We start from the raw sequence: 13,354 nt of genomic DNA, 5'->3' as shown, positions 1-13,354 counted from the left end.
CGGGTGTTCGCCGGGCTGCCAAGCGCACACGCCCGGTGCCGTCGCGGCGGGCGCGAACGCCCGGGGAACGGCGGATCCGACCGGCTCTGTCCCGAAGCCGAGTCGTACTGCGGTACACGCTCTACCGAAACGCGTGGTACCGAAACACGATTCACCGAAAACACGGTGTACCGAACCGACCAGCGCTCACGACGGCCGCGTCACCAAACCGTCGCGAGCGGAAGTGCGAGTGGGTAACTCGCTCGTCTGAGCTTAACTTGCCGGTAACGAGCACGCCAGCCCCCTGAGTTTGTGATGTAGGTCCCTCCCGCCGCGCAACACCCCTACGCTGGGCTTCGTGGACGAAGAGTTGCGATCGCTCACGGAGCGTCTACGGCAGGAGTCCGGGGGCTCGGCGGCGTACGAACGCCTGGCGGCGACCGGCGACCTCGACGAACTCGCGGACGTGCTCACCGCGCCCGGACAGCCGCTGTGGGCCAGGGAACTGGCCGCCTTCAGGCTGGGTCTTGCCGGTGACCGGCGCGCCTTCGAGTCCCTCGTGCTGCTGCTCAACCACCGCGACCCGCCGCGCTGCGCCGCCGCCGCCCACGCCCTGGCCCGCCTGGGCGACCCGCGCACCGCCCGCGCCGCCGCGGCGCTGGCCACCAACGAGCTGCGCGTCGCCTACGCCCTGCACCCGGTACGGCTCCTGGTCCAGCTGCGCGCCCCCGAGTCCGTGCCCGCGCTGATCACCACCCTGGAGCGGCGGCTGCGCCCGCACGACCCCTACCGCCGGGTGGCGCTCGCCTGCGTGGAGGGGCTCGGCGAGCTGGGGGACGACCGGGCCAGGAGGGTACTGAACGAGTCCCTGGCACACCCGGCGCTCGCCGAGGCCGCGGTGCACGCGCTGGCGCGGATCCCGAAACAGCGGTGAGCCCGCGTCAGCCGGCCGGCTCGCGCACGTACCGCACCTCGGGCACGGCCACCCCGTCCACCTCGAAGGGCTCCTCGGCGCCGTCCGCGCGGAAGCCCGCCCGTTCGTAGAAGCGGCGCGCGGGCGTGTTCTCCTTCAGGACCCAGAGGAACACCCGCGGATACCCGGCGGCCGTGCAGCGCCGCAGCGACTCGTGCAGGAGGGCGCGGCCGATGCCGGTTCCGGAGTGTCGATCGTCTACATAAATCGCATACAGTTCACCGTCTCCGGTACGCGCCTCTCCGTCCCGGTACGGGCCCAGCGCCGCCCACCCGGCAACCTCGCCGCCCCGCTCGGCGACCAGGTTCACCACGCTCCCGTCCCCCTGCCGGAACCGGGCCCGGCGCCGCGCCGCGTCCTCGGCCACGCTGAGCGCGTCGAGATACGACTGCGGCATGAGCCCCCGGTAGGCGGTCTGCCAGCCGCGGACGCGTATCCCGGCCACACGGTCGCAGTCGGCGAGGATCATGTCACGGACCGGTGTGCCACGTACGGCGCCGTCGGGGGCGGGGGTCCTGGTCGGCTCACTCATGCGTCAATGGTGAACCACACGACGCCATATCGTCCCTGACGGCTCATCAGGTCTGACCGTGCTCAGCCCCTGAAGCCGAGCAGCCGGTGCAGGCGCGCCCCGGGGGACGAGACGGACGCCGTCCTGGCGGCGAGCGGCTCGGGGTCGGGCAGGGTCCGGCACATCGCGTCGGCCTCGCCGCCGCCGTGCGGGACCGCGCCGTCGGTGAGGTAGGCGGCCAGGTAGGTGTCCAGGCAGGTGTTGCCGCTCAGCGTGATGCCATGGTTGCCGCCGCCCTGCTCGACGACCAGGCTGGAGCCGGCGAGGAGGCGGTGGACCGTCACACCGCCCTGGTAGGTGGTGGCCGCGTCGTGCGTCGCCTGGAACAGCAGGGCGGGCGGCAGTTCGCCGTTGGCCACGTTCACCGGGCGCAGGGTGTCCGTCGGCCAGAACGCGCACGGCGCGTTGTACCAGGCGTTGTTCCAGGCCATGAAGGGCGCCCGGTCGTACACCGCCCACGTGTCCCCCCGCCATTGGTCGAAGTCGCGCGGCCAGGAGACGTCACGGCACTGCACCGCGGAGTAGACGCTGTAGCCGTTGTCGGCCGCGGCGTCGACGGCGCCCAGCTTGTCGTACACCTCGACGAGCGGGCCGGCGTCCTTGTCGTGCACGTAGGCCGCGAACGCCTCGGCGAGGTAGGGCCAGTAGCCGTTGTAGTAGCCCCCGGGGATGAAGGTGTCCTCCAGTTCGGCGGCGCCGACCCTGCCGCCCGCGGGCTTCTTCGCGAGCGCCGCCCGCATCGCGTACCACGCGGCCTCGACCTTCGCGGGGTCGGTGCCGAGCCCGTACGTCGAGTCGTACGTGGCGATCCACGCCATCAGGGCGCGGTGGCGGTCGTCGAAGGCGTAGTCCTGGCCGAGGTTGTCGTCGTACCAGACGCCGGTCGGATCCACGACGGAGTCCAGGACCAGCCGGTGCACCCGCCGCGGGTAGAGCTTGGCGTAGACGGCTCCGAGGTAGGTGCCGTAGGAGTAGCCGAAGTAGCTGACCTTCTCGGCGCCGAGGGCCTGCCGGAGGATGTCCAGGTCCCGGGCGGCGCTGACGGTGTCGATGTACGGCAGCACACTCGCGTACTTCTTGCCGCAGGCGGCGGCGAAGGCCTGCGCGCGGGTGACGCCCGCCTTCTCCAGTGCGGGTGTGGCGGGGACGGTGTCGGGGCGTACGGGCCCGAAGGAGCCGGACGCGCAGTCCAGCGCGGGGGTGCTCCGGCCGACGCCGCGCGGGTCGAACCCGATCACGTCGTACTGGCCGGCCACCGCCCTGGGCAGCGCCGAGGCGACGAAGCCGGCCAGGGTCAGACCGCTGCCGCCGGGGCCGCCGGGGTTGACCAGCAGCGGGCCCTGGTAGGTCTGCGCGGTGTGCGGTACGCGGGAGAGGGCGAGCGTGATCTGCCGTCCGGCCGGGTGGGCGTGGTCGAGCGGCACCTTCAGGGACGCGCACTGCAGCGTCGGATAGTCGGCGGTGCCGCACTTCTTCCAGGCGGGCTCGGCGGCCGGGGCGGCGGGCGCGGGCCGCGCGGTCCGCGCCGTACCGGCGTTCGTGCTCGCGTCGGCGGGGACGGCCGCGACCGGCCCGGCGAGGACGGCGACGGCAGCCCACAGCACGGCTGCGCGGGTTCTCATGGGTCCTCCCGGGACGGCGGCGGGCAAGGACCGCGAGGCTCACGGTCCTTGCCGGATCGTCCCGGCAAGGGCACCCGCGGACACGTCTTGTGCCGATACTTGACCCGATTGGGCCGCGGGATGCCCTCGAACGCTCTCAGATCTCGAACGCTCTCAGATCTCGAACGCTCTCAGATCAGGGTGAGTTGCGTCGGTTGCCCCGTGCCGGGCCCGGTGGGAAGGGGCTCGGCCGGTTCGGGCGTGCGGATCCCGCGGTGCCTGCCCGCGCGCGTGGGGCCGATGCCGTACTCCTCGGCCAGCTCGTGCACCTGACGGGTGATCCGGCGCTGGTACCACTTCGGCGCGTAGGCGCCCTCCGCGTACAGCCGCTCGTAACGGCGCACCAGGTGCGGGTGGTGGGCGGACAGCCAGGACATGAACCACTCACGGGCCCCGGGCCGCAGGTGCAGCACCAGCGGGGTGACGGAGGTGGCCCCGGCGGCCGCGATCGCCCGCACGGTGGCCCGCAGCTGGTCGGGATGGTCGCCGAGGAACGGGATCACCGGCGCCATCAGCACCCCGCAGCCGATGCCGTGCTCGCCGAGGGCCCGTACGACGTCCAGGCGGCGCTCGGGCGCGGGCGTGCCCGGCTCCACGGTCCGCCACAGGTCCTGGTCGGTGAAGCCGACGGAGACCGAGATGCCGACGTCCGTGACCCGCGCGGCCCGGGTGAGCAGGTCGAGGTCGCGCAGGATCAGCGTGCCCTTGGTCAGGATCGAGAAGGGGTTCGCGCGGTCGGTGAGGGCGGAGATGATCCCCGGCATCAGGCGGTAGCGGCCCTCGGCGCGCTGGTAGCAGTCGACGTTCGTGCCCATCGCGACGTGCTCGCCCTGCCAGCGGGGCGAGGCCAGCTGGTGGCGCAGCACCTCGGGGGCGTTCACCTTGACCACGATCTGGGTGTCGAAGCCGATGCCCGTGTCGAGGTCCAGGTAGCTGTGCGTCTTGCGGGCGAAGCAGTACACGCACGCGTGCGTGCAGCCCCGGTAGGGGTTCACCGTCCACTCGAAGGGCATGCGGGAGGCGCCCGGCACCCGGTTGAGGATGGAGCGGGCCCGGACCTCGTGGAAGGTGATCCCGGCGAACTCGGGCGTGTCGAACGTCCGCGTGGTGACCGCCTCGGCATCGAAGAGTGCGGTGTCGGCCCGGCCGTGCTCGGACTCGGCTGTGAGGTTCTCCCAGCGCATCAGGCCTCCTCGGTAGCGCTGAGCCCAGAATAGAACACCTGTTCCCATGATCGTGCAAGGGTGGTTTCCGACCGCGTGAAGACCGCATGACAACCGAGGGCAATCGATGACAACCGCATCGGACAGCCGCGGGCACCCCGATTTGGGTGGCCGGGGACCGGGGTGGTTGGCTTGCCCCGACCCCGAGAAACCCCGAGCACAGCAGGTCCTGGAGGAACGCAATGGCGCAGGTCGAGGCCACCACGGAGCGGATCGTCGCAGCGGACGCGGAGAAGGTGTTCGACGCCCTCGCCGACTACACCGGCACGCGCGAGCGACTGCTGCCCGAGCACTTCAGCGAGTACGAGGTCCGCGAGGGCGGCGACGGCGAGGGCACCCTCGTCCACTGGAAGCTCCAGGCCACCAGCAAGCGCGTGCGCGACTGCCTCCTCGAGGTCGGCGAGCCCACCGACGGTGAGCTGGTCGAGAAGGACCGCAACTCCTCCATGGTCACCACCTGGCGCGTCACCCCCGCCGGCGAGGGGAAGTCCCGGGTCGTCGTCACCACCGTCTGGAAGGGCGCCGGCGGCATCGGCGGCTTCTTCGAGAAGACCTTCGCCCCCAAGGGCCTCGCCCGCATCTACGACGCCCTCCTCGCCAAGCTCGCCGCCGAGGTCGAGAAGTGACCCGAGCCTGACTCACCGGTTCGAGTGGATGTCCACCCGGCCCGGTGCGGTGCCGTAACTCGTCGCGCTTGCTCGTAGTTGTCCCCGATGAGTGGTTACGCGGGGAATCGTGCGGCAGCGCGACGAGGGGAGCGGCACGTGGGCGGGACGATTCTGGTGCAGGACGAGCCGGCCGTGGCACCCGGCCGGCCGGCCGCCCCACCGCCCCCACCGGCCACCGCGCTCAGCCCCCGACGGGTGCGGCTGGTCTTCGCCGGGCTGATGCTCGCCCTGCTCCTCGCCGCCCTGGAGCAGATGATCGTCGCCACCGCGCTGCCGAGGATCGTCGGCGAACTGCACGGCCTGGACCGCATGCCCTGGGCGATCACCGCCTACCTGCTCACCTCCACCGTGGGACTGCCCGTCTACGGCAAGCTCGGCGACCTCCTCGGCCGCAAGGGCGTCTTCCAGTGCGCGATCCTCGTCTTCGTCGCCGGCTCCGCCCTCGCCGGGCGGGCGCAGACCATGGACCAGCTGATCGCCTTCCGCGCCGTGCAGGGCATCGGCGCAGGCGGACTCATGACCGGCGTGCAGGCGATCATCGCGGACATCGTGCCGCCCCGCAGGCGCGGCCGCTTCCTCGGCCTGATCGGCGCCGCCTTCGGCCTCGCCTCCGTCGCCGGACCCCTGCTCGGCGGCTACTTCACCGACCACCTCTCCTGGCGCTGGTGCTTCTACGTCAACGTGCCCTTCGGCCTGCTCACCCTGGCCGTCGTCACCGCCGTGCTCAAGCTGCCCAAGCCGCCCTCCCGGGGCCGCTTCGACCTGCTCGGCACACTGCTGCTTACGGCGGCCTCCACCTGCCTGGTGCTGCTGACCAGCTGGGGCGGCACCGAGTACGCCTGGGACTCGCGCGTCGTCCTCGGCCTCGGCGCCGGCGCGGTGGCGGCCACCGCCCTCTTCGTCCTCGCCGAGCACCGCGCCGCCGAACCCCTCATCCCGCTGCGGCTGTTCCGCGACTCCGTCTTCACCGTCACCGGCCTGATCGGACTCGTCGTCGGCGTCGCGCTGTTCGGCGCCGCCTGCTACCTGCCGACCTTCCTCCAGATGGCCGACGGCGCCTCCGCCACCGAGTCCGGCCTGCTCATGCTGCCCATGATGGGCGGCATCGTCGGCGCCTCCGTCATCGCCGGGCAGCTCATCAGCCGCACCGGCCGCTACAAGATCTACCCCGTGCTCGGCGGCGCCCTCTCCGTGGCCGGCATGTGGCTGCTGTCCCGGCTCCAGACCGACACGCCCCGGCTGCACTACAGCATCTGGATGGCCGTCCTCGGCGCGGGCATCGGCATGGTGATGCCCGTCCTCGTCCTCGCCGCGCAGAACTCGGCGCGCCCCGCCGACCTGGGCACCGCCACCAGCGCCAGCAACTACTTCCGGCAGATCGGCGGCTGCGTCGGCGCCGCGGTCTTCGGCACCCTCCTCGCCGACCGGCTCACCGACGCCCTGCACCGGCGCCTCCCCCCGCGCGCGGGTGCCCGCCTCCCCGACCCGGAGTCGCTCACCCCACGGCTCGTGCACGCGCTGCCGCCCGCGCTGCGCGACGCCTGCGTCGCCGCCTACGCCGACGCGATGCCCCGGATCTTCCTCTACCTGGTCCCGGTGCTGGTCCTCGGCCTGCTGCTCGCCTTCTTCCTCAAGGAGAAACCACTGGTGTCCCACAACGCCTTCGTCACCGACCAGGAGACCGCGCCGGTGACCGCCCCGATCCCGCACGCACGTTCGCCGTACACCGCCTCGATCCCGGTCTGCGGTACGGTGCAGCACCACGACGGGACCGTGGTGCCACGTGCGGCCCTCACCCTGATCGACGTCGCCGGGCAACAGGTCGGCCGGGGCGCCAGCGGCGAGGACGGACGGTACGCGCTGGCCACGCCCGGCCCCGGCTCGTACGTACTGATCGCCGCCGCGGGCGGCCACCAGCCCCAGGCCGTCTCCGTCACCGTCGGCGAACGCCCCGTCGAACTCGACGTCGTCCTCGGCGGCGCCGGACGCCTCGCCGGTGCGGTGCTCACCGCCGACGGCACTCCCGTACGGGACGCCACCGTCACCCTCACCAACGTGCACGGCGAGGTCGTCGCGAGCACCCGCAGCGGACGCGAGGGCGGCTACGTCATCACCGAACTCGTGGCCGGCGAGTACACCCTCGCCGCCAGCGCCCCCGCCTTCCGGCCCGCCGCGCTCCCCGTCACCGTCCAGGCCTCCCGGGAGACCCGGCAGGACGTCGAACTCGCCGGCGGCGCCCTGCTGCGCGGCACCGTCCGGGCCGGCGGCGGACGCCCCGTCGAGGACGCCCGCGTCACCCTGCTCGACGCCGCCGGCAACGTCGTCGACACCCTCACCACGGGAGGCGACGGGACGTTCCGGTTCGTCGACCTCGCCTCCGGTGAGTACACCGTCATCGCGGCGGGGTACCCGCCGGTGGCCACCGTGCTCCAGGTGGCGGGCGGCGGCAGGACGGAACGGGATCTCCAACTGGGGCACGAGGACTGACGCCCGAGACCGCTCGTACCGGTGCATAGCGTGCGCCGGGGCGTCGCGCACGGCAATTCACCAATTGCCGCACACACGCCGTGCGGCGGCCGTACCGTGGAGTAGGCAGCACAGATCATGACGTGGATCGTGCGGTGCCGACGGGGAGCCCGCGCAATCGAGGGGGAGAGGGTCGGGGCCATGGACCGTGGCACGGAAGTGGGCGCAGACCCTGGGGAGGGCGCCGCGCAATGGCCTGCGGGGGCCGGCCGGATTCCGCTCGCGGTGGTCGTCGTCGACCGCGAGGGCCTGGTGTCGCACTGGAGCATGGGCGCCCGGCGGCTGTTCGGCGTCGAACGTGAGGAGGCCGTGGGCCGGCCCGCCGCCGACCTGCTGCCGGTCTCCGGTGCCCTGCCCGACGGCATCGGAACCGAACCACCGCTCGACTCCTACGGCCCCTACGAGGCGTACGACGGGCTGGGTCCCGACCTCGAGGCCTCCCTCGGCGGCCGGACCGACTACCCGACGGCGGGCCGGGCCCGGCTCTCCGCACAACACACCGACGGGCCGGAGCAGCCGGAGACCGGCGGCGAACGACTCGACATCCTGTGGTGGGCCTACCCCCTCGTCGGCCCCGGACCCGCCCGCCTCCTGGTGCTCGCCGCCGACGCCACCCGGCTGCACCTGGAACGCGGCTACGACGACGAGACCGCCGAACGCATCGCCCCCGGCTTCGCCCGCCACACCGAACTCCCCGCCTCCGGCGAACTCGCCCGGCGACTGCCCGAGATCCTGCCCAACATGGGCCCCGGTCTCAGCGGCCGCATCGTCTCCCAGGTCCTCGAACTGGGCTACCCGGTGCTGGAGTTCAGCCAGTACGACCGGGTGCCCGTGACACCCGACTGGGGAGTGCCGCGCCGCGCGGGACGCCGCCCCGCCGAGACCGGCACCACCCCGCAGGGGCGGCCGGTGGCCGTCGTCCCCGTCCCCGTCGGCGCCGAGCACGACCTGGAGTACGCGGCCGTCCGCGAGCGGCTGGAATTCCTCAACGAGGTCAGCTCCGGCATCGGTACCTCGCTCGACCTCGGCGAGACCATCCGGGAGGTCACCAGCGCCGCCGTGCCGCGCTTCGCCGACTTCGCCGGCACCCACCTGCGCGCCGCCGTCCTCGCCGGCGAAGGCTTCCCGGACGGCCCGCCGGACGCGCACACCGTGATGCACCGCGTCTGGGTCGAGCACAACGACGAACCCGGCCGCTGGGACGACACCGTGCCGGTCGGCGAGACCTTCGCCTTCCCCGAGCACACCCCCTTCTACAAGTGCATGGTCACCGGCGAACCGGTCCTGATCCCGAGGGTCACCGAGGAACTGGCGGGCCGCATCTCCGGCGAGTTCGAGAAGCGCGACCTGAGGCCGCTCATCACCCACCGCTCCCTGCTGATCGTGCCGCTCAAGGCCCGCAACGTCGTCCTCGGCTTCATGGTGCTGATGCGCCGCCCCGACCGCCCGGCGTTCGACGACATGGACCGCACCACCGGCGCCGAACTCGCCGCCCGCGCAGGCCTCGTACTCGACAACGCCCGCATGTACACCTACCAGGAGAACGTCGCCGACACCCTCCAGGACAGCATGCTGCCGCAGGTCGCCCCGCGCATGCCCGGCTGTGACGTCGCCACCCGCTACCTGCCCGGCACCCGGCTCGGCCGGATCGGCGGCGACTGGTTCGACACCATCAAGCTGCCCGGCTCACGCACCGCCCTCGTCGTCGGCGACGTCATGGGACACGGACTGAACTCGGCCGCCATGATGGGCCAGTTGCGCACAGCCGTACAGACCATGGCCGCCATGGAGACCCCGCCCGCCCAACTCCTGCGCAACCTCGACGACCTGGCCCGCCGGCTCGGCGAGAACTACCTCGCCACCTGCCTGTACGCCGTGTACGACCCGATCCGCGGCGAGGTGCACCTCGCCAACGCCGGGCACATCCCGCCCGTCCTGGTGCGCGCCGCGGACGGCCGCAGCGAACTGCTCGACCTGCCGACCGGCGCCCCCATCGGCGTGGGCGGCGTCCCCTTCGAGTCCACCGCCGTCCGGGTCTCGCCCGGCGACCGGCTGGTGCTGTGCACGGACGGCCTGGTCGAGGTACGCGGAGCCGACATCGGCGACGGCCTCGCCGCGCTCTGCGAGTCCGCCGCGCACCCCGCGGCCTCCATGGACGACGCCTGCGACACGATCATCCGCGCCCTGAACACCCGCGGCGGACGCAAGGACGACGTCGCACTGCTCATGGCGCGCCTCAACGGCGTCCCCGCCGGGCACGTCGCCGAATGGCACCTCGCCCGCGAGCCGCGCGAGGTGGCCCGCGCCCGCCGGCTGATCCGCGCCCGGCTCCTCGACTGGGGGCTCGCCGACGCGGTGGACACGGCGGAACTGCTGGTCAGTGAGGTCGTCAGCAACGCCGTACAGTACGGGGACGGTGACCGGATCGGGCTGCGTCTGGTCCGCACCGACGCACTGCTGTGCGAGGTCACCGACGACGAACCCGCCCTTCCCGCCCTGCTCAGCGCCGGCACCCACGACGAGTCCGGCCGCGGCCTGCGCGTGGTCAGCCGCCTGGCCCGCGAATGGGGTGCCAGCGCCGCCGGGCACCGCAAGACGGTGTGGTTCGAACAGGCACTGACACCACCCCGCCGCCGGGACTGAGGCGACGCCAGGGGCGCACGATCCGCCTGCGTGTACCCCCGGTGTGCGCCGGCTCGAACAACTCGTGAAAGGTGACCCCCGCCCCTTGTCCGGCACCCCGTGACCGCGATACTCCGATCACGGAACCGACCTGGGGAGGGCGCATGAAAGTCTCGGAGAACTACCGCGACAACTGGGAGAGTTACTGGCGGGAGACGTCCGACGCACGGGGCGAGGCCATCTGGGACGCCGATCCGTCACTGACCGCCGCACCGCACAGCGAGCTGCTCCTGCCGTACGCGGACACCACACGCACCATCGTCGACCTCGGCTGTGGCAACGGCACCCAGACGCGGTACCTCGCCACCCGGTTCGCCCGCGCCGTGGGCGTCGACCTCTCGCACGCCGCCATCGAACACGCCCGCCGCGCCACGGACGGCGACTCCGTCGAATTCCAGCAACTCGACCTGACCGACACCGAGGCGATCCGCGCCCTGCACACCCGTCTCGGCGACAGCAACGTGTACATGCGCGCCGTCATCCACCAGAGCGAACCGGAAGCCCGTCCCTCGGTGGCCGCCGCGGTCGCCGAGATCACCGGCTCGCTGGGGCGGGCGTTCGTCGTCGAACTCACCTCCGGCTCCCGGCAGGTCCTGCGCCGCGCCTGCGCCGACCCGGACGGGCCGCCGCCCAAGCTGCGCCGGGTCTTCCAGTACGGGCTCAAACCCGCCGACGCGGACGACGAGGAGATCCCGAAGCTGCTGAACGAGGCGGGTCTTCAGATCCTCGCCGACGGCGAGACGACCCTCCCGCAGACCGAGCACATGGCGGACGGCACGCTCATCGACCTCCCCGCCCGCTGGTTCGTCCTCGCCCGCCGGGGCACGGCCGGCTGAGGGCCGCGCGCCGGAGCCGGACGCCGGGGCCGGACGCCGGAGCCGGACGCCGAGGGGTGCCCGGTCCTGGCCCGGGGGTTCCGCGACGCGTAGCGTGACGTCGTATGAAGATCCTCATCAGTGCGGACATGGAGGGCGCCACGGGGGTCACCTGGCCGGCCGACGTCCTGCCGGGGACACCGCAGTGGGAACGCTGCCGCGCGATGTTCACCTCGGACGTGGCCGCCGCCGCGCTCGGCTTCTTCGACGGCGGCGCAGAGCGTGTACTTGTCAACGAGGCGCACTGGACCATGCGGAACCTGCTCCTCGAACAGCTCGACGAGCGGGTGCAGCTGCTCACCGGGCGGCACAAGTCGCTGTCCATGGTCGAGGGCGTGCAGCACGGCGACGTCGACGGCATCGCCTTCGTCGGCTACCACGCGGGCGCCGGCATGGAGGGCGTCCTCGCGCACACCTACCTGGCCAACTCCATCACCGGAGTGTGGCTGAACGGCGAGCGGGCGAGCGAGGGCCTGCTCAACGCGCACGTCGTCGCCGAGTTCGGGGTGCCCGTCGTCCTCGTCACCGGCGACGACGTGGCCTGCGAGGACGCGCTCGGGTACGCGCCCGAGGCGCTCAAGGTCGCCGTCAAGGACCATGTGTCGCGCTACGCGGCCGTGTGCCGCACTCCAGCCAGGACGGCCGCGGACATCCGCGCCGCGGCGAAGGAGGCGGCTGCCCTGGCGGTCCGTCAGAAGCCGGTGCACGGCGGCCCGTTCACTGTCACCCTGGAGTTCGACGCCGAGCACCTCGCCCTGGCCGCGACCGTCGTGCCGGGCGTGGACCGGATCGGGGAGCGGAAGGTGGCGTACACCAGCGACACCATGTACGAGGGGATCCGTACCTTCAAGGCGGTCACCACGATCGTCTCGGCCGCGGTGGAGGAGCAGTATGGCTGACGAGCGGGCACTGGACGAGGTCGTCCGGTTCACCTCCGACCTGATCCGGATCGACACCACCAACCGGGGCGGCGGCGACTGCCGGGAACGCCCCGCCGCCGAGTACGCGGCCGAGCACCTCGCCGGGGCGGGGCTGGAGCCGGTGCTGCTGGAGCGGACTCCGGGGCGGACGAACGTCGTCGCCCGGATCGAGGGCACCGACCCGTCCGCCGACGCGCTCCTCGTCCACGGTCACCTGGACGTGGTGCCCGCCGAGGCCCGCGACTGGAGCGTCCACCCCTTCTCCGGCGAGGTCCGCGACGGTGTGGTGTGGGGGCGCGGGGCCGTCGACATGAAGAACATGGACGCGATGATCCTCGCCGTGGTGCGTTCCTGGGCCCGGGAGGGCGTACGGCCCCGGCGGGACCTCGTGGTGGCCTTCACCGCCGACGAGGAGGCCAGCGCCGAGGACGGCGCCGGGTTCCTCGCCGACCGGCACCCCGGGCTGTTCGAGGGCTGCACGGAGGCCGTCGGCGAGTCGGGTGCGTTCACCTTCCACGACGGCGGCGGACGGCAGCTGTATCCCATCGCCGCCGGAGAACGCGGCACCGCCTGGCTGAAGCTCACCGCGCGGGGACGCGCCGGACACGGCTCCAAGGTCAACGGGGAGAACGCGGTGACCCGGCTCGCCGCCGCCGTCACCCGGATCGGCGAGCACGAGTGGCCGCTGCGGATGACCCCGACCGTCCGCGCGGCCCTCACCGAACTCGCCGCCCTCTACGGCATCGACGCGAGTCTTCAGGACGTGGACCGGCTGCTGGAGAAGCTCGGCCCGGCCGCGAAGCTCGTGGAGGCCACCGTCCGCAACAGCGCCAACCCGACGGTGCTGGAAGCCGGTTACAAGGTCAACGTGATTCCGGGCGAGGCGGTCGCCTATGTCGACGGACGGTATCTGTTCGGCGGCGAGGACGAGTTCCGCGCCACCCTCGACCGGCTGACCGGGCCGGACGTGGACTGGGAGTTCCAGCACCGCGAAGTCGCCCTCCAGGCGCCGGTGGACTCCCCGACATACGCCCGCATGCGGGCCGCCGTCGAGGAGTTCGCGCCCGACGGGCACGTGGTGCCGTACTGCATGTCCGGCGGCACGGACGCCAAGCAGTTCTCCCGGCTGGGCATCACCGGCTACGGCTTCGCGCCGCTCAAGCTCCCCGAAGACCTCGACTACCAGGCGCTGTTCCACGGCGTCGACGAGCGGGTCCCCGTCGAGGCCCTCCACTTCGGCGTCCGCGTCCTCGACCGCTTCCTGCGGTCGGCCTAG

The 13,354-nt window shown here is 72.5% G+C and carries 10 protein-coding genes; 7 read left to right on the top strand and 3 right to left on the bottom strand.

Going from position 1 to position 13,354, the window contains the following annotated elements; all coding sequences use genetic code 11:
- The first annotated feature begins 337 nt into the window (after positions 1-337).
- The gene (locus ACH45E_RS23195; protein ID WP_361439330.1) at positions 338-913 is read left to right on the top strand and encodes an adenylosuccinate lyase; all 576 of its coding nucleotides are present in this window, start codon (positions 338-340) and stop codon (positions 911-913) included.
- A gap of 7 nt (positions 914-920) precedes the next feature.
- On the opposite strand, the gene ACH45E_RS23190 is transcribed toward ACH45E_RS23195, so the two are convergent.
- From ACH45E_RS23190 to ACH45E_RS23180, 3 genes are all read right to left on the bottom strand, one after another.
- The gene (locus ACH45E_RS23190; RefSeq protein WP_361439328.1) at positions 921-1,484 is read right to left on the bottom strand and encodes a GNAT family N-acetyltransferase; all 564 of its coding nucleotides are present in this window, start codon (positions 1,482-1,484) and stop codon (positions 921-923) included.
- Positions 1,485-1,546: 62 nt separating this feature from the next.
- Complete coding sequence (locus ACH45E_RS23185) at positions 1,547-3,145, bottom strand: alpha/beta hydrolase (protein ID WP_361439326.1); 1,599 nt, start codon at positions 3,143-3,145, stop codon at positions 1,547-1,549.
- A gap of 170 nt (positions 3,146-3,315) precedes the next feature.
- Positions 3,316-4,368: an Rv2578c family radical SAM protein gene (locus ACH45E_RS23180; RefSeq protein WP_361439324.1), complete on the bottom strand. Its 1,053-nt coding sequence runs from the start codon at positions 4,366-4,368 to the stop codon at positions 3,316-3,318.
- A gap of 221 nt (positions 4,369-4,589) precedes the next feature.
- Here ACH45E_RS23180 and ACH45E_RS23175 point away from each other — a divergent pair, with 221 nt between their 5' ends.
- The 6 genes from ACH45E_RS23175 to ACH45E_RS23150 all read left to right on the top strand — a co-directional run bounded on the left by ACH45E_RS23175 (position 4,590) and on the right by ACH45E_RS23150 (position 13,354).
- A complete protein-coding gene (locus ACH45E_RS23175) occupies positions 4,590-5,033 on the top strand; it encodes an SRPBCC family protein (protein WP_361439322.1) in 444 nt (147 codons plus the stop codon).
- Between the two features lie 138 nt (positions 5,034-5,171).
- Positions 5,172-7,562: an MFS transporter gene (locus ACH45E_RS23170; RefSeq protein WP_361439320.1), complete on the top strand. Its 2,391-nt coding sequence runs from the start codon at positions 5,172-5,174 to the stop codon at positions 7,560-7,562.
- A gap of 180 nt (positions 7,563-7,742) precedes the next feature.
- Entirely contained in the window at positions 7,743-10,244 is a 2,502-nt protein-coding gene (locus tag ACH45E_RS23165) for a SpoIIE family protein phosphatase (RefSeq protein ID WP_361439318.1), read from the top strand.
- Between the two features lie 143 nt (positions 10,245-10,387).
- Positions 10,388-11,119, top strand: a complete 732-nt coding sequence (locus ACH45E_RS23160; protein WP_361439316.1) for a methyltransferase domain-containing protein — start codon at positions 10,388-10,390, stop codon at positions 11,117-11,119.
- A gap of 104 nt (positions 11,120-11,223) precedes the next feature.
- Entirely contained in the window at positions 11,224-12,057 is an 834-nt protein-coding gene (locus ACH45E_RS23155; RefSeq protein ID WP_361439314.1) for a M55 family metallopeptidase, read from the top strand.
- A complete protein-coding gene (locus tag ACH45E_RS23150; RefSeq protein WP_361439312.1) occupies positions 12,050-13,354 on the top strand; it encodes a M20/M25/M40 family metallo-hydrolase in 1,305 nt (434 codons plus the stop codon). Before ACH45E_RS23155 ends, ACH45E_RS23150 begins: the two co-directional genes overlap by 8 nt.

Source organism: Streptomyces sp. NPDC020299, from assembly GCF_044387825.1.
GTDB lineage: Bacteria > Actinomycetota > Actinomycetes > Streptomycetales > Streptomycetaceae > Streptomyces.
This window is presented reverse-complemented; position numbering and strand designations above follow the sequence as displayed.